General features: G+C 42.7%; 19 protein-coding genes and 1 pseudogene. 12 read left to right on the top strand and 8 right to left on the bottom strand.

Annotation, left to right across the window (positions count from 1 at the left end; all coding sequences use genetic code 11):
• The 4 genes from PR709_RS01770 to PR709_RS01755 all read left to right on the top strand — a co-directional run bounded on the left by PR709_RS01770 (nucleotide 1) and on the right by PR709_RS01755 (nucleotide 3,248).
• Nucleotides 1-705, top strand: coding sequence for an energy-coupling factor transporter transmembrane component T (locus tag PR709_RS01770; protein WP_272570695.1), 705 nt, complete (start codon nucleotides 1-3; stop codon nucleotides 703-705).
• Nucleotides 696-1,541, top strand: coding sequence for an energy-coupling factor ABC transporter ATP-binding protein (locus tag PR709_RS01765; RefSeq protein WP_272570694.1), 846 nt, complete (start codon nucleotides 696-698; stop codon nucleotides 1,539-1,541). The genes PR709_RS01770 and PR709_RS01765 overlap by 10 nt, the downstream gene beginning before the upstream one ends.
• Nucleotides 1,528-2,340 (top strand): energy-coupling factor ABC transporter ATP-binding protein, encoded by an 813-nt coding sequence (locus PR709_RS01760; protein WP_076914055.1) that lies wholly within the window; start codon nucleotides 1,528-1,530, stop codon nucleotides 2,338-2,340. Before PR709_RS01765 ends, PR709_RS01760 begins: the two co-directional genes overlap by 14 nt.
• A gap of 512 nt (nucleotides 2,341-2,852) precedes the next feature.
• Nucleotides 2,853-3,248 carry a hypothetical protein gene (locus PR709_RS01755; protein ID WP_102780501.1) on the top strand — a complete coding sequence of 132 codons (396 nt, stop codon included), beginning with the start codon at nucleotides 2,853-2,855 and terminating at the stop codon, nucleotides 3,246-3,248.
• A gap of 550 nt (nucleotides 3,249-3,798) precedes the next feature.
• On the opposite strand, the gene purC is transcribed toward PR709_RS01755, so the two are convergent.
• The 3 genes from purC to dapA all read right to left on the bottom strand — a co-directional run bounded on the left by purC (nucleotide 3,799) and on the right by dapA (nucleotide 6,881).
• On the bottom strand, nucleotides 3,799-4,512 hold the full coding sequence (gene purC / locus PR709_RS01750) for a phosphoribosylaminoimidazolesuccinocarboxamide synthase (protein WP_004920604.1): 714 nt from the start codon (nucleotides 4,510-4,512) through the stop codon (nucleotides 3,799-3,801).
• A gap of 394 nt (nucleotides 4,513-4,906) precedes the next feature.
• Complete coding sequence (bamC, locus tag PR709_RS01745; RefSeq protein ID WP_004920611.1) at nucleotides 4,907-5,956, bottom strand: outer membrane protein assembly factor BamC; 1,050 nt, start codon at nucleotides 5,954-5,956, stop codon at nucleotides 4,907-4,909.
• Nucleotides 5,957-5,972: 16 nt separating this feature from the next.
• Complete coding sequence (gene dapA, locus PR709_RS01740; RefSeq protein WP_004920614.1) at nucleotides 5,973-6,881, bottom strand: 4-hydroxy-tetrahydrodipicolinate synthase; 909 nt, start codon at nucleotides 6,879-6,881, stop codon at nucleotides 5,973-5,975.
• Between the two features lie 274 nt (nucleotides 6,882-7,155).
• On the opposite strand from dapA, the gene PR709_RS01735 reads away from it, so the two are divergent.
• Both PR709_RS01735 and bcp read left to right on the top strand, forming a co-directional pair.
• Entirely contained in the window at nucleotides 7,156-7,713 is a 558-nt protein-coding gene (locus PR709_RS01735; RefSeq protein ID WP_004920620.1) for a glycine cleavage system transcriptional repressor, read from the top strand.
• A gap of 14 nt (nucleotides 7,714-7,727) precedes the next feature.
• Nucleotides 7,728-8,198 carry a thioredoxin-dependent thiol peroxidase gene (bcp, locus tag PR709_RS01730; protein ID WP_004920623.1) on the top strand — a complete coding sequence of 157 codons (471 nt, stop codon included), beginning with the start codon at nucleotides 7,728-7,730 and terminating at the stop codon, nucleotides 8,196-8,198.
• Nucleotides 8,199-8,428: 230 nt separating this feature from the next.
• Here bcp and PR709_RS01725 read toward each other — a convergent pair.
• Both PR709_RS01725 and PR709_RS01720 read right to left on the bottom strand, forming a co-directional pair.
• Nucleotides 8,429-8,950: pseudogene (locus PR709_RS01725) on the bottom strand (O-acetyl-ADP-ribose deacetylase).
• Nucleotides 8,951-8,961: 11 nt separating this feature from the next.
• Entirely contained in the window at nucleotides 8,962-10,035 is a 1,074-nt protein-coding gene (locus PR709_RS01720) for an AI-2E family transporter (protein ID WP_004920629.1), read from the bottom strand.
• A 139-nt stretch (nucleotides 10,036-10,174) separates the two neighbouring features.
• Here PR709_RS01720 and PR709_RS01715 point away from each other — a divergent pair, with 139 nt between their 5' ends.
• A complete protein-coding gene (locus PR709_RS01715) occupies nucleotides 10,175-11,638 on the top strand; it encodes a beta-barrel assembly-enhancing protease (protein WP_272570693.1) in 1,464 nt (487 codons plus the stop codon).
• A 12-nt stretch (nucleotides 11,639-11,650) separates the two neighbouring features.
• Nucleotides 11,651-12,007: an arsenate reductase (glutaredoxin) gene (gene arsC, locus PR709_RS01710; protein ID WP_014656124.1), complete on the top strand. Its 357-nt coding sequence runs from the start codon at nucleotides 11,651-11,653 to the stop codon at nucleotides 12,005-12,007.
• 31 nt (nucleotides 12,008-12,038) lie between these two features.
• On the opposite strand, the gene hda is transcribed toward arsC, so the two are convergent.
• The 3 genes from hda to upp all read right to left on the bottom strand — a co-directional run bounded on the left by hda (nucleotide 12,039) and on the right by upp (nucleotide 14,857).
• A complete protein-coding gene (gene hda / locus PR709_RS01705; RefSeq protein ID WP_004920642.1) occupies nucleotides 12,039-12,800 on the bottom strand; it encodes a DnaA inactivator Hda in 762 nt (253 codons plus the stop codon).
• 62 nt (nucleotides 12,801-12,862) lie between these two features.
• On the bottom strand, nucleotides 12,863-14,164 hold the full coding sequence (gene uraA, locus PR709_RS01700; protein ID WP_004920645.1) for a uracil permease: 1,302 nt from the start codon (nucleotides 14,162-14,164) through the stop codon (nucleotides 12,863-12,865).
• A 66-nt stretch (nucleotides 14,165-14,230) separates the two neighbouring features.
• Nucleotides 14,231-14,857: a uracil phosphoribosyltransferase gene (gene upp / locus PR709_RS01695; protein WP_004920648.1), complete on the bottom strand. Its 627-nt coding sequence runs from the start codon at nucleotides 14,855-14,857 to the stop codon at nucleotides 14,231-14,233.
• 439 nt (nucleotides 14,858-15,296) lie between these two features.
• Between upp and purM the strand changes: the two genes are divergently transcribed.
• The 4 genes from purM (at nucleotide 15,297) to ppk1 (ending at nucleotide 20,077) form a co-directional block, all read left to right on the top strand.
• On the top strand, nucleotides 15,297-16,337 hold the full coding sequence (purM, locus tag PR709_RS01690) for a phosphoribosylformylglycinamidine cyclo-ligase (RefSeq protein ID WP_272570692.1): 1,041 nt from the start codon (nucleotides 15,297-15,299) through the stop codon (nucleotides 16,335-16,337).
• Nucleotides 16,337-16,972, top strand: coding sequence for a phosphoribosylglycinamide formyltransferase (purN, locus tag PR709_RS01685; RefSeq protein ID WP_004920661.1), 636 nt, complete (start codon nucleotides 16,337-16,339; stop codon nucleotides 16,970-16,972). Before purM ends, purN begins: the two co-directional genes overlap by 1 nt.
• A gap of 264 nt (nucleotides 16,973-17,236) precedes the next feature.
• Nucleotides 17,237-17,824, top strand: coding sequence for a spermidine N1-acetyltransferase (gene speG, locus PR709_RS01680; RefSeq protein ID WP_004920666.1), 588 nt, complete (start codon nucleotides 17,237-17,239; stop codon nucleotides 17,822-17,824).
• 183 nt (nucleotides 17,825-18,007) lie between these two features.
• Nucleotides 18,008-20,077, top strand: a complete 2,070-nt coding sequence (gene ppk1 / locus PR709_RS01675) for a polyphosphate kinase 1 (RefSeq protein WP_014656128.1) — start codon at nucleotides 18,008-18,010, stop codon at nucleotides 20,075-20,077.
• Nucleotides 20,078-20,082 lie beyond the last annotated feature (5 nt).

The following is a 20,082-nucleotide window of genomic DNA, read 5'->3' as shown; positions in this document are numbered from 1 at the left end:
ATGCATCCTTTTACCTCGCTGACATTATGGTTCTGGCTCAGCTTTACTGTTGTTCTATTACCATTTGACTGGCCGTTAATTGTCGTCAGCCTGGTGACTTTTGCTATGCTACTCGCATGGCGCCAAGCACGTTACCGCTATCGCTATGTTATTGGCTTGATGCTACCAATGGCATTAGGGCTATGGCTGATCCATAGTGGTTGGCTAACCTACTGGCTGACAGGCGAGTTTTCTGTTGCAACACAGCAACAAAAAGCCTTGGCTTTATGGTTTCGGCTTTTAGCCATTATCAGTAGTGCACAACTGTGGCTACAGTATGTGTCGACTGAAAAATTGATTAGAGCGCTATTTGCTAGCCGTTTACCAACCAGCTTTTCATATTTATTAGCTGGGCCACCCTTGTTTGTTGAACAACTACGGCAACAAATCAGCAGTATCAAAGAGGCACAGTTGGCACGAGGCGTCCCCCTTGATGGCAATCTGTTACAACGATTTATGTCATTACCGGCATTGATACTGCCACTCGCAACCCAAGCACTCAGTGAACTGGCTATCCGTGGAGCTGCCTTGGATATGCGTGGTTTTCGTGCCGTGAGTCAGCGAACAACGTTGGGCGCCCCAAAAGACAACCTCTTTCAAGCCATTTGTCGTTATGCCATTTTAGTCATTATCATCATTGAAGGAGGGATCGACTGGTGGTGGTAAATTTACAACGGCTATGTTTTACCCACAAAGGTGCGGGATCAACCACCTTAGGCCCTATTGATATACAATTAGCAGCAGGACAGTGGCTTGCCATCTTAGGGGGCAACGGTAGCGGTAAAAGTACACTCGCTCAACTGCTCTGTGGTTGGTTACCTGAATTGATTACAGGTGAACTTAGTGGTGCCGCTGAGGTTTTATCACACCCCATATCACAAGGCCACTTAGCAGTACTCAGTGCGCAACGCCAACTGATCCAACAATCACCACAATTACAATTATCCGGTTGCACATTCAATGTGGAACAAGAAATTGCCTTTGGCCCTGAAAACCTTGGGTTACCCGAAGCACAAATCAGGCAGCGGGTTAACGAAGCCATTGCGCTTACGGACTGCGAAGCTTTACGCCATCGACACCCCGCGACCTTATCAGGTGGAGAAGCCCAACGCGTTGTCATCGCAAGCGCACTCGCCATGCAGCCTAAGTTATTATTATTGGATGAGGCATTTAGTCGCCTCACACCAAAAGCCGCCCATACCCTGCTACTTGCGTTGAAACACTATTCTCAACGTACCAATTGCAGTGTGATCCTGTTTGAGCGCCAACTACTTCCTGCGATGAGTTTTTGTGAGCAACTGATGTTATTAGATGCGGGTAACGTTATTGCCACAGGTACTGATAGAAAAAAACTTTTTTCGGCGGCACAAACCACCATTAATATGCCCGATGCTTGGCGTGCACTTGGTTATTTAATCAATCAAAATGCTTGGCCTACTGACATTCCCAATGATAACAACGCATTACTTAAGGCATTTAAGGAGTATTATGCTACTTTTTGAACATATTGATTATCGTTGGCCTAAAAGTACCCAAGAGACCATTTCACAGCTTTGTTTGCGTCTCGAAGCGGGCGAATGGGTTGCATTAGTTGGTGACAATGGTGCTGGAAAATCGACACTCCTGCGGCTTGCTGCGGGTCTATTGCGCCCAACACAAGGTGAGATCCACTTTAATCACCAAAAACTTGCCTCACTGAACGCTATACAACGTGCCAGTCAAATTGGTGTTTTATTCCAAGAGGTCGAAAAACAAGTTTTCCATAGTCGAGTAAAAGATGAAGTCGCATTCGGCCTTAAACGACAAAAGCTATCTCAATCAGAGATAGAAAAACGGACGTTGGAAGCCCTTGAATGTTGCCATTTGCAAGATGTTGCCAATAGTCACCCTCTTGATTTAGATGCAGGTCAACGGCGTATGGTGGCTGTCGCCAGCCTGAGTGCGATTTCCCCCAAAGTGCTGCTATTAGATGAACCTACTCGTGACTTTGATGCACGTTGGCTCGCTTGCTTTGAGCGTTGGTTGGCATTACAGCGTACGATGGGCACGACGCTACTCGCCATTAGCCATGATCTTGATTTTGTTGCTCGCCATTTCAAGCGGGTTATTCATCTATCAGCAGGTAAAATCATTGCTGATGGTCCGCCTGAAACCGTACTTAACCACCCTGATTTACAACCGGAATCCGTGCTTCCAACACCAACACTGTATTCATTGAGTCACGCATTGGATATCGCGTTAGAAAGCGACCCTAAACGTTGGGCTGATAAATTTATCCGTATTAGCCGCGAGCCAATCTGACTTTTCAGCTTGAACGTTATCAGTTTTTATATGGTTGTCGACCCTTGATATCAACACTAAGGTTTGATTTATTGCGGTGATAACGTCTTAGCTTATATCTAGATATCGATATCAGACAGGTAAAAAATGCCATGTTAATGGTAAACTATCCCGAGTCAAGGTTGGGCAAGTGTGTGTCATGCTGCTCTGTTTTATTATTTGTAGCATGATAGGCCCGATGTATATAAATAACCCGTAAGAGAACTTTGGCTGTATAGACGAATTAAAACCAGAAAACTAATTATCTTCCTAAGTAAAAGCTGTAAACATCCATTATGCAGCTTCCCCACTAAAACAGCTCAGTAAAACCGATAACCTAAACGCCAAGATGTTAGTTAAAGCGTCAATACAGTTGTATAATGAAAAGTGGTCACAATTATCTGTGTTATATGTATGAAACTAAAATATGAATTCCTTAAATATCACTTTGTATTCTATGATCTGATCTTCGAACAGATGACTAAGGTTTAATCATGCGGGCAATCCAAACGCTATTTTGTATCTTCTCCCTACTATTTTCGGTGATAGGATACTCTGCTGACAATAAGTTAACCTTAGTTATTGCAGGTATGACTTCGCAACAAGTGGTTTCTATTATGGGGGAACCTTCTGATTCAGCAACGATAGAAAATGCCACCCTATTGCTCTATACCAAGCGCCCTACCATGCTTAAAATGCAAAATACTGTTCAACACTTTATTTTCCTTGATAACAAATTGGTAGAGTACGGTGAAAAGCATATTGAACCCACACATTCAGCCTATAACCTGATACCTGCCACTGAGCAACTACAGTTATGGTTAGCAGAGCAAGGCAAAGATCTTAATCCATCTGCGGCGGCTCATGACCTTACGACCAACAAAAAATAGCACCAATAATAGCGGCTTAGCTTTCTGACATCCCCCTCGTTTAAGGGCATTTCGTCCAAAAAATCGAATGTCGAGTGTATTCGCAAAGTTGCCCATCGTATTTTCAAAGCTAAAAGTGTTGATAAGACAGCCATCATTCTCCTTATCGCCCATGAATAACAGATGAGCAGCTAAAGATACCAAACCAACTCATCGCTGACGTAATCAACTCGCCCTTTACACCATGATTTAAAAAAAAGAAATTCTTTGAAAACGGAAAATGAGCAACATGCGTGTCCATTGTAATGCCATGTTTCTCACCTACGACACGATAGTTGATAGGTGGTCGTTCTTCGGGGTGTGTCGGTGTACAACAGCATCACAGCATCGATTTTGCGAGTGAGATGATTTTCGACCTAATGCCATGGTTTCGAACTGACATCATTGAGGGGAAGGTTTTTTAGGTTGCCGCTTAGTGCATTATTCATACTGATTAGTTCAAAGCCCTCACTAAACAGCGAAGGCTTTGTCAGCACTCTAAGCGACTTTTTAAAACCGATTAGATAACAAATTAATCTAATTTTACGCCGATACGACGCGCAACTTCCTCGTAAGCTTCAATTAAGCCACCGAGGCTTTGACGAAAACGGTCTTTATCCATTTTATTGAGGGTCTCTTTATCCCACAGGCGGCTACCATCTGGAGAGAACTCATCACCAAGTACGACTTTGCCTTTGAACAGGCCAAACTCCAATTTAAAATCAACGAGGATCAGCCCTGCATCCGCAAAAATTTTTGATAACACTTCATTGGCTTTATAACTTAAGCGCTTCATTTCCGCCAAGTTTTCTTTGTTCACCCACCCAAAAGTTTCACAATACGACTCATTCACCATCGGGTCATGTTTTGCATCATCTTTTAAGAACAAATCAAACAATGGTGGATTTAATTCCATCCCTTCTTCGACGCCAAGACGTTTAACCAAAGAGCCTGCTGCACGATTACGAATAACGCACTCTACGGGCACCATATCCAGTTTTTTTACCAATGCTTCTGTGTCAGAGAGCAACGCTTCCATCTGTGTTGGAATACCCGCCTCTTCTAATTTGCTCATAATAAAATGGTTAAACTTATTGTTTACCATCCCTTTACGCTCGAACTGCTCGATACGCTCGCCATCGAGTGCTGATGTATCATTACGGAATTCCAGAATTAAAAGGTCAGGATCCTCAGTGGTATAGACCGTTTTCGCCTTACCACGATACAACTCAGCTTTCTTTTGCATCTTACACACTCCAGAGATGGGATTATTCAATTAGGGTATCAACCTGCAAAATTGTGTCTGCAGATCCAGATAAGTAACAATAAAATGGTTGAAATTTACCCTTTTACCGTTACTTTTCTGCTCTGTTTCAATAAGTTATTGAATAAAAGCACCTGACAAGCTAACTAACTGATATTCAATATTTTATCTACTGTACCTAATTATAATAATAAAATCCACGCACAGACGCAAACGATTACTTAAGCTTAAACACTGGTTTTTTGTCCATTTCGCTGACCATAAAAATGAAGCTATTAATCGATTGGCATAAAGAAAGGTTGTAGGTATGACTTAAATGCAAAAAAGCCGCAACCTCAAATAGAGGCTGCGGCTCCATAACAAAACAAAGTAATAATTACTTGTCGCCGACTTTACTGAAAGCCGCTTTCAGTGCAGACACCATCTCATCATTTTGTTTCTGAGTCAGTGGTGTACCCTTAGTATTAATAAACTGCAAGCTACTGCGGTTATTCAAATCACCGACTTGAATTTTATAATCCGCTTCTGGAATTGATGGGTCATCAATCCCTAAATTTTGCCATTCTGAACTGCTCAGGCCTTTATAAGTTACCATCACAGAGCCATTTGAACGACTGCGATCACCCACTTTCATACCGATGCTTTCCAGTTTACGTGGTAAACGCTCCCAAACAGCATCAAATGGTGCACGTACGATGACAACAGGCAAGCCCGTGGCATCACTGCCAGATTGAACATCAATAATGCCATATGCACTTTGGATACTATTTTTATTGGATGTATCACGTAAAGCATACAGGCTATCGGTTAACTCATTTAGCAATAATTTGTTATAACGCTGAATTTCAGCCTGATCCGTCACCGCTTCTGTACCTTGACGTAGGCCTAAATTCGTTACCGTCAGCGCGATCATGCCCCCTTGAGGTTGCACAGTGACTTTATGACGGCTTTCTAATGGAACGTCTTCATCCGCACGTTCCCATTTTACCCAATCCGTTTCAATCGAGCGCGACCCATCGTCTTTTGTCGTGACTGGAATATTACGCTGTTCCAAAATCATAGTGACTTGTGACCATAGCGCACTATTCTCAGGTGTATTTTCAAGCAACAAGCGGCTTGCTTCCGCGCTATCTTCAGTACGTGAACCCGCTAATTGCGAAATAGACAGTACAGGAGGGCGAATATCGAGTGCTTTACCTACTGGGCCAGATGAGGCAACTTTAGGGACGTCATATTCGCCATTTTGCAATGGTAATGTCATTCCCTGAGGTATATTCAACACTTTCAATGGCGCGGCATCGAGATAATCTTCGTTACCGCTGACCTGACGTTTATAGCGCTGATCGCTGGAACAGGCTGCCAGTAACACAACGAGTGACAGGCCAGCAACCTTCATAACCTTCGATTTTTGCAATAATGTTGCCATTAAAATTCCCTAAATTTTACAGTAGCCCAGCGAATCTCAGGGCCTGCTCCACTTTTTGTTGGCCTGACTCTGTTAACGGTGTCATTGGTAACCGTAATGTAGCGTCAGCAATCAAGCCAAGACGGTGGCAGCCCCATTTCGCTGGAATTGGATTAGGCTCAACAAATAACTGATGATGCAGACCCATCAGACGTTTGTTTAATTCACGAGCCTCAGTATATTTGCCCGCAAGCGCTAAGTCACACATTTTTACCATTTGTGCGGCTGCAACGTTAGCTGTAACAGAAATAACGCCCTGACCACCCAACTGCATGAAGTCGAGTGCCGTTGCATCATCACCGGTGAGCAACACAAAATTATCATCAACCAGTTCTTTGATTTGGTGAACCCTTGCTAAGTTCCCTGTCGCCTCTTTAATTGAAACAATATTCGCCAATTTAGCCAAGCGACCTACCGTTTCAGGCAATAAGTCACAGCCTGTACGTGATGGTACATTATAGAGAATTTGTGGCAAGCTCGTGTTTTCTGATATTGCTTTAAAATGCTGATACAACCCTTCTTGTGAAGGCCTATTATAATAAGGTGTGACTGTCAGACAAGCAACAACACCTGAATTTTCAAACTCTTTTGTCAGAGAGATAGCTTCTGCAGTGGCATTTGCGCCAGCTCCTGCAATGATGGGGATGCGTCCGTCTGCCAGTTCTAGAGTTGTATGCACCACTTCAACATGTTCTTTATGAGTTAAGGTGGCAGACTCACCCGTTGTCCCAACAGACACAATCGCAGAAGTGCCGCTCTCAACGTGGTAATCAACTAATCTTTTCAAACTTTGTTTATCCAAACGACCATTTGAATCCATTGGTGTAATTACCGCAACAATACTGCCAGTTAAAAATTGTTTATAGTTTGTGTTTGAGTGAGACATAGCTATACCCCCTAAATAGTTTAGTCTCCATGGTACTTTTTCATTTCAAAGAAGAAAACCACCCAACCACAGGTTTTTAATGAATTTTGTTAATACCGCTAGGATTAACTTAAATAGAAGTAATAATTCTCGATCATGACTCGCAAGAGTGAATCTGCCCTCTTGGCAGATTCTTATTTTTGTGGTTTCCTTACCATCATCACCAAGCAGATTTTGTGCTTGAAAACATTGAGCAAAAAAGCGAATCTGCAAATTAAAAAATAAGGAACAGACTTTGCCTAAGACTGAACAGCAATTTCTTGTAATTACTGCGCTGGGTACCGATCGTCCGGGCATTGTGAATACCATCACTCGACTGGTGAGTGAATGTGATTGCAACATCGAAGACAGCCGTTTAGCGATGTTTGGTAAAGAATTTACCTTTATTATGATGCTTTCGGGTAGTTGGAATGCGATTGCACAAATTGAGGCTATTTTGCCACTAAAAGGGGCTGAATTAGAGTTACTCATTGTGATGAAACGGACGCAGAGCGTACAGACGACAGATTACCCATCAACGGTAACCGTCAATGTCGTCGTCGATGATGCACCACGCATCGTAGAACAATTTACGAATTTATTTACAACCCAGCAATGTAATATCGCGGAGCTTGTGTCAAAAACACAGCCTGCAAGTAATGGTATGCCGGCGCAACTTGAAATACAAATCACGGCACATCATCCATTGGATGATAATGGCATAATTATAAAGAATAAATTTCAACAACTATGTACAATGCTCAACGCTAAAGGCAACATAAGCATTGTAAATAATCCCAAAATGCAGAGTTAACGGAGATATATGTAATGAACCCATTGAAAGCCGGTGATAAGGCGCCTCAATTCAGCCTTCCTGACCAAGATGGTGAAATCATCAATCTTTCAGATTATCAGGGTCAACGCGTATTAGTTTACTTCTACCCTAAAGCTATGACCCCAGGGTGTACCGTTCAGGCATGCGGCCTGCGCGACGAAATGGAGACACTAAGAGAAAAGGGTGTTGAAGTTTTAGGCATTAGCACAGATAAACCCGAAAAATTGTCTCGTTTCGCTGAAAAAGAGCTATTGAACTTCGCACTGTTATCAGATGAAGATCATCAAGTATGTGAACAATTTGGTGTATGGGGTGAAAAACAATTCATGGGTAAAACTTATGACGGCATTCACCGCATTAGTTTTCTCATTGATGCAAATGGAACTATTGAACATGTATTCGATAATTTCAAAACAAGCAATCACCATGAAATTGTTCTCGAGTACATAAATACTCACGCTTAACATTTAATTTGATAGGGTTGTTTAGCTTTATGCAACCCTTCTCATCCCCCTTCCCTTTATATCTTTCATTGCTGACTAACCTAAAAGCTAAAAGTTTTTTAGTCATCTGATTGACTGAATCATTTGAGTTAAATGGCATACTGATGGTAATGAAAGGGAAGATAGAAAAGATAGCCAAATACAGGCTCAACTTAGACTTGTTGAACCTGTTTAGGCATTAATACTATTTGCTACCGTTGAAGCTGTTGTTGGTATAAACGGTAGTTTTCCTCATCGAAGCAAACAAAAATAACTTTCTTTGGCAAGCTATTGGCGGCGAGATAGTTAGCCACAGTTTCACAGGCAATCTGTGCCGCTAATGGCTTAGGAAAGCGATAAATGCCTGTACTGATATTGGGAAAAGCAATGGTTTCGATTTGATATTCGCTCGCCAACCTCAAACTAGATAAATACGCATTGGCTAAGATTTGTGCCTCTTCATGGGTTCCATCTTGCCAAACAGGCCCTACCGTATGGATAACATACTTAGCAGGTAACTTACCTGCGGTGGTGATCACCGCGTTTCCAGGCTTACAACTACCCTATTTTGCTCTAATTTGCCGGCATTCATCAAGGATTGCACTACCACCCGCGCGATGAATCGCGCCATCAACGCCACTACCACCGAGTAAAGCACGATTCGCGGTATTAACAATCGCATCGACGGCAGTTTTCGTGATATCACCTTGCTGTAGTTCAATTTGAGTTTGCATTTCCCTCTCCATCATTCCAATTTTTGCTGACTCTCGGACGTATCCTCTGGCCACACATTGATAACAGCCTTAATCAGCGTTGCCAATGGAATAGCAAAGAAAACGCCCCAAAAACCCCATAAGCCACCAAAAATCACGACCGATAAAATAATCACTAACGGATGAAGGTTAACCGCTTCAGAAAAGAGTAATGGAACAAATAAATTACTATCTAACCCTTGAATAACAAGATAAACAATAATTAATGACCAAAAATCACTGCCGATTCCCCACTGGAATAGCGCCACCAATACTACCGGGATCGTCACAGCCACCGCACCAATATAGGGGATCAAGACTGAAACCCCAACCAGCACTGACAACAATACTGAATAGCGCAAATCAAAGTAAGCAAATCCAGCGTAGGTACAGACCCCGACAATCACCATTTCGGTCACTTTGCCGCGTAAATAGTTGGTGATTTGCTGATTCATCTCGACCCAAACTTTCCCCACCAACAAGCGGTTTCTTGGCAATACCTTTTGAACGCTACTGATAATTTTTTGTTTATCTTTTAATAAGAAAAACATCATTAAAGGCACGAGTACGGTATAAATTGCCAAGGTAAATACGCCAATGAGCGAGGCCACCGACATTTTAACCACCGATTCCGCCACTCCAGATAAACGGCTGCGGAGATTATCTGCCATCATATCGATAATACCCGCATCAACCAACGCTGGGTAACGCTCTGGTAATGTTTGCGCGAACTCGTTAAAACGCGTTACCATTTTAGGTAAGTCACCAACGAGATTGATCCCTTGTTGCCACGCCGTTGGTGCAATAATTAAAATAACCATGGCACTAATTCCAGCAAACAAGGTCAAAATAATACTGACTGCAACAACACGCGAGCAACCGATACGCTCAAGTAAGTGTGTTGGCCATTCAAGGAGATAAGCCAATACTATCGCGACCAATAAAGGGGCTAAGATATTGCTGAAGAAAAAGATGATACAGAAGCCGACAATGAGCAACGTAAACAGTGCAACAGCCTGTGGATCAGCAAAACGTCGCCGATACCATTGTAATAACATTTCCAGCATTTATTAGCTCCTTGGAAATTAATGCTTTAAAGACAGTTCCTAAATTATCGAAAATTATACCAATTAACAGACATTTCGGTAGCTTTTGCTATCATGGATTGATCTCAAAATTAATCGTTGTACGGGATGCAATTGTTTCATGAATAAAAAACTGAAAAATCCACTTCTAGTTTTATTGATAGCCGCGTGCGTCAACGGCGCTGTGCTCCCTGCTTACAGTGCCGTTGAGGACACACTTCCTGATATCGGTACGACAGCGGGTGGTACACTGAGCATCAATCAAGAAATTATTATGGGTGATGCTATCACTCGCCAGATCCGTGCCAGTACACCATTGATTTACGACCCACTGCTTAATCAATACATCAATAAGCTGGGGATGCGGTTAGTGAAAAGTGCCGACTCCGTGAGAACGCCCTTTAAATTCTATTTGGTGAATAACCCCAATATTAACGCCTATGCCTATTTTGGGGGGAATGTGGTGCTGCACTCCGCACTATTTCGCTATAGCCAAAATGAGAGCCAATTAGCTTCTGTCATGGCACACGAAATTTCTCACGTAACGCAGCGTCACTTAGCACGCATGATGGAAGACCAAAAAAGCACCACTCCCCTTGCGATTGCCGGTACGATTGGGTCGTTATTATTAGTTATGGCAAACCCACAAGCAGGGTTCGCCGCTTTAACGGGAACCATGGCAGGCGTCCAACAAGGAATGATCAGTTTTACTCAAGCCAACGAGCAAGAAGCAGACCGTATTGGCTTACAGACCTTAAGGCGAGCAGGTTTTGATCCTCACTCTATGGCCGACTTTATGCAGGTGATGTCAGATCAAACCCGTTATATGTCAAAACCCCCTGAAATATTGCTGACTCACCCACTACCAGATAGCCGTTTAGCGGATGCGCGTAACCGCTCTAATCAGTATCCAAAGGTTACCATACCTTCATCAGAAGACTTTATGCTAGCCCGTGTTCGTATTTTATCCATGTATACGTCAGGACAACAGCATGCATTAGATCAAATTCTGGATAATTATAGTCGAGGCACTCCTCAAGAAAGGATAGCGGCTGACTATGGTCGTGCTTTGAAGTTATCGCAAGATAAGAAATATGCCGAAGCGACCAAGATCATAAGCAACCTACTGGAAAAACAACCCGATAATCCTTGGTTTATCGATGTTATGACAGATTTGGATATTGAGCAAAATCGTGCAGCCCAAGCGGTGACTCGTTTACAAAATGCATTAAAAAAATCACCAAGCAACCCCGTATTACAAATCAACCTTGCCAACGCTTTAATTAACAATAAGCAGTATCAAACGGCTATTTCATTACTGAACAAATATACCTTCAATTATCCCGAGGATCCTAATGGTTGGGATCTGTTAGCTGAAGCCTCGGCGAAATCAGGTAAGCGTAATGAAGAGCTAGCCGCTTATGCAGAAGGTATGGCGCTTCGAGGTAACTATGATAACGCGATTAATTATCTCAGCGAAGCGAGTCGAAAAAGTCGTCTGGGAAGTTATGAGCAACAACGCTATGATGCTCGCATAGATGAGCTAAGAAAATTACAATTAAGAGACAGTAAAGCTAAACCGTAAGGAATGATGACCATGACGGATACAATTACCATTTATCATAACCCTCGTTGCTCTAAAAGCCGTGAAACGCTTGCATTATTAGAATCTAAAGGGGTCACACCAACAATCGTTGAGTATTTAAAAAATCCCCCTAGCGTTGCTGAAATCAAACGGTTATTAAAGGCATTAGGCTTCTCTGATGCACGGCAATTAATGCGTAGCAAAGAGGATATCTACAAAGAATTGGGTCTTGGAAACGACGCTTTAACGCAAGAGCAATTAATTCAAGCCATGCATGATAACCCAAAATTAATTGAGCGCCCTATTGTTGTCAAAGGGAAAACGGCAAAATTAGGTCGCCCGCCAGAGCAGGTTCTTGATGTTCTCTAATGGCTCAAAAAAAGGCAGTGGATCACTGCCTTTATAATTGGAGGATATCTTTAACAAACGGGATAGTCAGTTTGCGTTGTGCAACGATCGAGGCATGATCCAGTTTGTTCAAAATATCAAACAATGTTCCCATTTTTCTATCTAACCGTTTTAATACAAAACGGCATACATCTTCGGGTAATTCAAACCCTCGCATTCTTGCCCGCAATTGTAGCGCACAAATTTTATCTTCATCGCTAAGTGGATGGAGTTTATAAATCTGCCCCCAATCCAACCGAGAGGCTAAATCAGGCAGTGAGAGATCGATTTGTCTTGGTGGTCTATCACCGGTGATCAGCAAACAAGTTCGACCAATTTCTAAAATGCGATTATACAAATTGAAAACGGCCATTTCCCATTCAGGATCGCCTGCGATACATTGAATATTATCAATACAAACCAGTGAAAGGTGTTCCATCCCATCAAGGACTTCAGGTACAAAATAGGCACGCTTATCAAGCGGAACATAGCCCACGGCCATATCTTGTTCTGATAATTCAGCGCATGCGGCATGCAGTAGGTGACTCTTACCGCCCCCTTCACGAGACCAATAATAAATATAACTACCATGCGATTGGTTAATGGCGAGTTTAATAGCAGATAGCAACGCCTCATTTTCGCCTGCATAAAAGCTGGCAAACGTTTCGTCATCGGGTAGATACAGTGGTAGTGAAAGTTGCGATGGTGTGTTCAGAAGCACCTCTGACTGTGCAAAACAATTAACACTTGCAAGTTTACCATAAATTTCAAGCATAAATGAACAAGAAGAAACTTAATTGCCGATGCTTTCATCACATCGGCAATGAGACAACTGTTTTATTTCGTGGAATGTTTCGTATCAACTTCTTCAATATCTGAGGTTACAAACTGCTTTTCAGGACGAACAAAAGTGATAAAACGGAATAATAGTGCCATGACAATACCCACGATGGTTGCCAATGCCATGCCTTTCAATTCGGCTTGACCAATATGAATAACCGCACCACTAACACCAATAATCAAGATCACAGAGGTCAAGATCAAGTTTTGGGGTTTATTGTAGTCAACTTTAGAGTCGATTAGCACACGAATACCTGAAGCCCCGATCACCCCATAAAGCAGCAAAGACACCCCTCCCATTACAGGTACTGGCACTAACTGAATCGCCGCCGCTAATTTCCCCACACAAGAAAGTAAAATTGCGATGATTGCTGCCCCACCAATGACCCAAGAGCTATACACCTTAGTGATCGCCATTACACCAATATTTTCACCGTAGGTGGTATTAGGTGTTGAACCAAAGAACCCTGACAACACCGTAGAGAAACCGTTTGCAAACATTGAACGATGTAAGCCAGGGTTTTTCAATAAGTCACGCTCAACAATATTTGCAGTTACCACCAAGTGGCCTACATGTTCAGCAATAACGACTAATGCGGCAGGTAGAATAGTCAAAATAGCGAACCATTCAAAACGTGGCGTATAAAACGTTGGAATTGCAAACCATGGTGCTTCAATAACAGGCGTAAAGTCCACAATGCCCATAAAGTAGGATAAGGCGTAGCCAACTAAGAAACCAATCAAAATAGGAATGATGGATAAGAACCCGCGGAACACGACAGCACACAAAATAGTCACTGACAGTGTTGTGATAGAAATAATTAACGTATTAGGATCTACTGCGACCCCTTCTTTTGGCAGTAACCCTGCCATACCGGCGGCCGTTTGAGCCAATTCGAGGCCAATAACCGCGACAATCGCTCCCATCGCAGCAGGAGGAAACATGACGTTAATCCAACCTCGACCCGCCACCTTAACAATCAAGGCCACAATGCAAAACAGTATTCCGCAAATAATAAAGCCACCCAATGCAAGTTCATAACCGAGTGGTAGCAAAATCATGACTGGTGAAATAAAAGCAAAACTCGACCCTAAATAGGCAGGAATTTTCCCTTTACAAATAAATAAATAAAGTAAGGTGCCAATCCCATTGAACAGCAAAATAGTTGCTGGGTTAACACCAAACAAGATCGGTACAATTACAGTCGCGCCAAACATGGCAAACAGATGTTGAAAACTAAGCGGTATGGTTTGTAATAATGGTGGCCTTTCTTCAACACTAATTGCACGACGTGTCATTTCTTTTCATCCCCTTAATGTATTTTTATAATCAAAAAAAAGCCGACTTCTAAAGTCGGCTAATTATTATTTAGTACCAAATATCTTATCGCCAGCATCACCTAGCCCAGGAACAATATACCCGTGTTCATTTAAATATTGATCAATAGACGCGGTATATAGCTCAACATCTGGATGGGCAGCTTCTAATGCTGCAATTCCTTCAGGAGCAGCAACAAGTACGAGTACTTTAATAGATTTACAACCTGCGCCTTTTAATAGATCGATAGTTGCAATCATTGAACCACCCGTTGCTAACATTGGGTCAACAACCAACGCCATACGCTCATCAATGTTTGAAACTAATTTCTGGAAGTAAGAGACAGGTTTAAAGGTTTCTTCATCACGATAAACACCCACCACACTGATACGTGCGCTTGGAATGCTTTCTAAAACCCCGTTCATCATACCAATACCGGCACGAAGGATAGGTACGACAGTGATTTTTTTCCCTTTTATTTGCTCTATTTCTACAGGACCACACCAACCTTCAATGGTGACTTTCTCAGTTTCTAGGTCAGCGGTTGCTTCATAAGTCAGTAGGCTACCAACCTCTGAGGCCAGTTCACGAAAGCGTTTAGTGCTTATATCATGATCTCGCATCAGGCCGAGTTTATGTTTAACGAGAGGGTGTTTTACCTCAACGATCTTCATGGGATTCTCCTACTATTTTAGTCGCCAGCGCACAAAAAAATCGCGGGATTATAACTCTTTTTACAGAAGATGCCACTAGGCAGCGTTTGATTGATGTCAAAACAATCAGAAATAACCTATTTTTATTATTACACTGTAAGTATATCCACCACTATTTTATCTGTTTGATTGAACATGGCAGCAATATCAATGCCATGATAAATACGCACACCAATCTCAATTTAAGATTATAGATGTATCCCATTATTTTACCCTAATGTGATAGACATAAATTCTTGCCATAAAAAGCAGGAACCAGATAACGGCAATGCCTTATTTCCCACCAGCCAAAATCCCCTCATTTTTTCATTCACAAAGCTATCGCAAACGTTTGCTTTGCCTGTTAGAATAGTATTTATTGAAGTTTATTTTCCGAAACGCAATTGCCTTGGGGGCCGTAGTGACTGATAAAACCTCTCTCAGCTATAAAGATGCCGGTGTTGACATTGATGCAGGTAACGCATTGGTTGATCGAATTAAAGGTGTAGTGAAAGAAACTCGCCGACCAGAAGTTATGGGAGGATTAGGCGGATTTGGCGCATTATGTTCCCTGCCACAAAAATACCGTGAACCTGTTTTAGTTTCAGGTACAGATGGTGTAGGCACTAAACTACGCCTCGCGATGGACCTAAACCGTCATGACACTATCGGTATCGATTTAGTGGCGATGTGTGTTAATGACTTAATTGTCCAAGGTGCTGAGCCTCTATTTTTCCTTGATTACTACGCAACAGGTAAGCTAGATGTTGATACTGCCACCAGCGTGATCACAGGTATCGCAGAAGGTTGTAAACAATCAGGTTGTGCCCTCGTGGGGGGTGAAACCGCTGAAATGCCTGGCATGTACCATGGTGACGATTACGATGTAGCGGGTTTCTGCGTTGGTGTGGTCGAACGCGCCGAGATCATTGATGGTAGCAAAGTCAGTGCTGGTGATGCGCTGATCGCCCTCGCCTCAAGCGGTCCTCACTCTAACGGCTACTCTTTGATCCGCAAAATTTTAGAAGTCAGTCAAACTAACCCAGAGGTCACGCAACTGGAAGGCCAATCACTGGCAGATCACCTGTTAGCGCCTACACGTATTTACGTCAAAAATGTATTAGCGCTGATTGAAAAATGCGATATTCACGCCATCGCGCACATTACTGGTGGTGGTTTCTGGGAAAATATTCCTCGTGTATTACCTGAAAACACCCAAGCACAAATCGATGAAAATAGCTGGCAGTGGCCGGCGGTATTCAATTGGCTACAAACGGCGGGCAGCGTGACCACTCACGAAATGTATCGCACATTTAACTGTGGTGTCGGTATCATCATCGCGCTGCCACAAGCTGAAGTCGATGCGGCACTCACTTTACTTAATAGTTTAGGTGAAACCGCATGGCAGATAGGTACCATTGCTGAATTGCCTGCTGGTGAAGAGCAGGTTGTTATCCGCTAATGAAAAAAATCGTCGTGCTTATCTCAGGCAGCGGCAGTAATTTACAGTCGCTGATGGATGCCACTTCGCATGATCTTCAAGCGCAAGTTGTGGCAGTGATCAGTAATCAACCTGAGGCTTACGGGCTTATTCGTGCGCAGAAGGCTGGGATCCCAGCCTTATCACTCAGCGCGAGCGCTTTTGCTAACCGCGAAGCATATGATGCTGCACTAATGGGGATGATTGACGAATATCAGCCTGATTTGGTTGTGTTAGCTGGATTTATGCGAATTTTGACCGCGGGCTTCGTTAAACACTATGCAGGAAGAATGCTCAATATCCACCCTTCTCTATTGCCTAAATATCCGGGCCTACACACCCATCGTAAAGCGATAGAAAACGGCGATAGCGAGCATGGAACATCAGTGCATTTTGTTACCGAGGAGTTGGATGGCGGCCCAGTGATCTTACAGGCCAAAGTTCCTATTTTCCCGGATGATACCGAAAAAGAGGTCATTGAGCGGGTAAAGGCGCAAGAGCACAATATTTACCCCCAAGTTGTGCAATGGTTCGTCAGTGGTCGTTTGGCCATGGTCGGCAACCATGCTTACTTAGATGGTCAGTGTTTACCGCCCCAAGGCTATGTAAATGAATAACACTTGGTTATTTCCACATTGATTTATGTTGAGGGCAAAGAGAAATCTCTGCCCTTTTTGCTGTTCACGAAAAGTCGCAGTATAAATAAAGTGCATTAATCTTCACCAGTTAGAAAGAGTCACTGCTTTGTGTCATTATTTTATCGTAAATTAGTGGTATCCTTATCAACTGAGAGTGAAAATAAATTTGCTCTGTTATTTATCGTGATGATCTGCAAAATCGATAATTAACTATCTACTTTTTAAACAAAACTGAGGTGTTATATGACGACCGGGCAAGTTCATCCGTTTAGGTTGCGCCCACTTGAACGTGAAGATTTAGCGTTTATCCACCAACTTGATAATAATGCCAGTGTTATGCGCTACTGGTTTGAAGAGCCTTATGAGGCTTTCGTCGAGCTGAGTGACCTTTATGATAAACATATTCATGACCAATCAGAGCGGCGTTTTATTGTTGAAAATGACAGTGAAAAAGTCGGCTTAGTTGAATTGGTGGAAATCGATTATGTTCACCGTCGTTCTGAGTTTCAGATCATCATCGCACCAAGCCATCAAGGCCACGGTTATGCAACTCGCGCTGCGAAATTGGCTATGGATTACGCTTTTTCTGTGCTCAATCTATATAAGCTTTACCTCATTGTAGATAAAGAAAATATCAAAGCTATCCACATTTATAATAAACTGGGCTTCCACACAGAAGGCGAACTAATTGACGAGTTTTTTGTCAACGGACGTTATCATACCGCGATCCGTATGTGCATTTTCCAGCACCAATATTTTGCGAGTAAAGCACAGTCAACGCATCCTGAAAGTGTTGTCAGCCCGCATGCGACCATCAAACAGCAAGTTTAGTGCTCTATCCTCGCGACGTTATTTGAGGTGCAACTAAACACAAGATAAATGTGTCGCCAGAGAAATACAGAAATCTGTAACTCATGCGAATAAAAATAGCCATAATATGGCGAAAACTTAAGGTGTGCTGTCGCTAGGTTATACACCTTTAAGTTTATGTATTTAGTACAATATGGAGCAACAATGTCCCAAGAACGCCTATACCACGAAAAAGAGTTAAGCTGGCTTGCTTTTAACGAACGCGTTTTACAAGAAGCAGCAGATAAGCGAAATCCTCTTATCGAGCGTATGCGCTTTTTGGGCATTTATTCCAATAACCTAGATGAATTCTACAAAGTCCGTTTTGCAGACGTGAAACGGCGTATCTTAATCAATGAGGAGCGTGGCTCCGCCAGCGGTGCACGCCACCTACTTAAGCGCATTCAAAATAAAGTAGCCAAGCAAGATCAAGAGTTCGACATTCTCTATAACGACCTTTTGCTTGAAATGGCGCGCAACCAAATTTTCTTAATTAACGAGCGGCAAATATCGCCCCGCCAACAAATTTGGTTACGTCAATACTTTCGCCAACATTTGCGCCAACACATTACCCCTATTTTGATTAATCCAGATACCAACCTAGTCGAGTTTCTCAAAGATGACTATACCTATCTGGCTGTTGAAATTATTAACGGCGGTAATGTGCAATATGCTCTGTTAGAGATCCCCTCTGACAAGGTGCCTCGGTTTGTCAATCTACCACCGGAAATGCCCAAACGGCGCAAATCAATGGTGCTTATCGACAACATTTTGCGCTATACCTTGGATGAAATCTTCAAGGGCTTCTTTGATTATGATGAATTAAACGCTTATTCCATGAAAATGACCCGCGATGCGGAATATGACATCGCCACCGAAATGGAATCAAGCTTACTGGAAATCATGTCATCGACATTAAAACAGCGCTTAACCGCAGAGCCTGTCCGTTTTGTTTATCAGCGCGATATGCCCGATGAAATGGTTGCCGTCTTACGTGAAAAACTGGGATTATCCAATGATGACTCAGTTATTGCGGGCGGGCGTTACCACAATTTTAAAGATTTTATTAACTTCCCCAACGAAGGCAATAAAACCCTTTTAAACAAACCATTGCCACGGTTACGCCACCGCTGGTTTGATAACTTCCGTAACGGTTTTGATGCCATTCGCGAACGCGATGTGCTGCTCTACTACCCTTATTACACCTTTGAGCACACGCTCGAGTTGCTCAGGCAAGCCTCATTTGATCCCAGCGTATTATCTATCAAGATCAATATTTATCGTGTGGCAAAAGATTCACGCATTATTGATTCGATGATCCATGCAGCCCATAACGGCAAAAAAGTCACTGTTGTGGTTGAATTACAGGCTCGATTCGATGAAGAAGCGAATATTCATTGGGCGAAACGGCTGACAGAGGCTGGGGTCCACGTCATTTTCTCGGCCCCGGGTCTGAAAATCCATGCGAAACTCTTTATTATTTCGCGAATGGAAGATGGCGAAATTATTCGTTATGCCCATATCGGTACAGGTAACTTTAATGAAAAAACCGCGCGCCTCTATACTGATTACTCGTTGTTAACAGCAAATGAACAGATCACCAATGAGGTTCGTCGGGTATTTAGCTTTATTGAAAACCCATATCGTCCTGTCACCTTTGATAATTTAATGGTTTCACCACAAAATACACGGATCCGCCTCAATGCGCTAATTGACCAAGAAATTGCTAATGCGCAAGCGGGGCTTCCCAGTGGGATCACCTTAAAAATTAATAATCTGGTTGATAAAGAACTGACTGATAAACTGTATGATGCTTCCAATGCGGGTGTTAAAATTCGTCTACTAGTAAGAGGGATGTGTTCACTTGTTGCAGGGCAACCGGGCTACAGTGAAAACATTCAAGTCACCAGTATTGTTGACCGCTTTTTGGAGCATGACCGCGTTTATGTCTTTACTAATGCGGGTGATGAAAAAGTCTTTATCTCCTCGGCAGATTGGATGACTCGAAATATTGATTACCGTATTGAAGTGGCGGTGCGCTTAGTCGATGACCGGCTCAAACAACGGGTTTTAGATATCCTTGAGCTCCAATTTAACGATACCGTCAAGGCACGTTATGTTGACAAAGATCTCAGTAATCATTATGTTCCCCGCGGTAATAAGCGCAAAATTCAGGCGCAACTTGCTATATACGACTATTTGAAATCACTCGAAACGCCTGAGACAAGGTCCTAACATAC

It is taken from the genome of Providencia sp. PROV267, from assembly GCF_028477825.1.
Taxonomy (GTDB): Bacteria; Pseudomonadota; Gammaproteobacteria; order Enterobacterales; family Enterobacteriaceae; genus Providencia; species Providencia stuartii.
The sequence above is the reverse complement of the archived record's forward strand: the minus strand, read 5'-3'. Positions and strand labels throughout refer to the sequence as shown.

Coding starts and splice junctions, on each gene's coding strand:
- PR709_RS01770 (WP_272570695.1), top strand. CDS start 1: ATGCATCCTTTTACCTCGCTGACATTATGGTTCTGGCTCAGCTTTACT.
- PR709_RS01760 (WP_076914055.1), top strand. CDS start 1,528: ATGCTACTTTTTGAACATATTGATTATCGTTGGCCTAAAAGTACCCAA.
- PR709_RS01755 (WP_102780501.1), top strand. CDS start 2,853: ATGCGGGCAATCCAAACGCTATTTTGTATCTTCTCCCTACTATTTTCG.
- purC (WP_004920604.1), bottom strand. CDS start 4,512: ATGCAAAAGAAAGCTGAGTTGTATCGTGGTAAGGCGAAAACGGTCTAT.
- bamC (WP_004920611.1), bottom strand. CDS start 5,956: ATGGCAACATTATTGCAAAAATCGAAGGTTATGAAGGTTGCTGGCCTG.
- dapA (WP_004920614.1), bottom strand. CDS start 6,881: ATGTCTCACTCAAACACAAACTATAAACAATTTTTAACTGGCAGTATT.
- bcp (WP_004920623.1), top strand. CDS start 7,728: ATGAACCCATTGAAAGCCGGTGATAAGGCGCCTCAATTCAGCCTTCCT.
- PR709_RS01720 (WP_004920629.1), bottom strand. CDS start 10,035: ATGCTGGAAATGTTATTACAATGGTATCGGCGACGTTTTGCTGATCCA.
- PR709_RS01715 (WP_272570693.1), top strand. CDS start 10,175: ATGAATAAAAAACTGAAAAATCCACTTCTAGTTTTATTGATAGCCGCG.
- arsC (WP_014656124.1), top strand. CDS start 11,651: ATGACGGATACAATTACCATTTATCATAACCCTCGTTGCTCTAAAAGC.
- hda (WP_004920642.1), bottom strand. CDS start 12,800: ATGCTTGAAATTTATGGTAAACTTGCAAGTGTTAATTGTTTTGCACAG.
- uraA (WP_004920645.1), bottom strand. CDS start 14,164: ATGACACGTCGTGCAATTAGTGTTGAAGAAAGGCCACCATTATTACAA.
- upp (WP_004920648.1), bottom strand. CDS start 14,857: ATGAAGATCGTTGAGGTAAAACACCCTCTCGTTAAACATAAACTCGGC.
- purN (WP_004920661.1), top strand. CDS start 16,337: ATGAAAAAAATCGTCGTGCTTATCTCAGGCAGCGGCAGTAATTTACAG.
- speG (WP_004920666.1), top strand. CDS start 17,237: ATGACGACCGGGCAAGTTCATCCGTTTAGGTTGCGCCCACTTGAACGT.
- ppk1 (WP_014656128.1), top strand. CDS start 18,008: ATGTCCCAAGAACGCCTATACCACGAAAAAGAGTTAAGCTGGCTTGCT.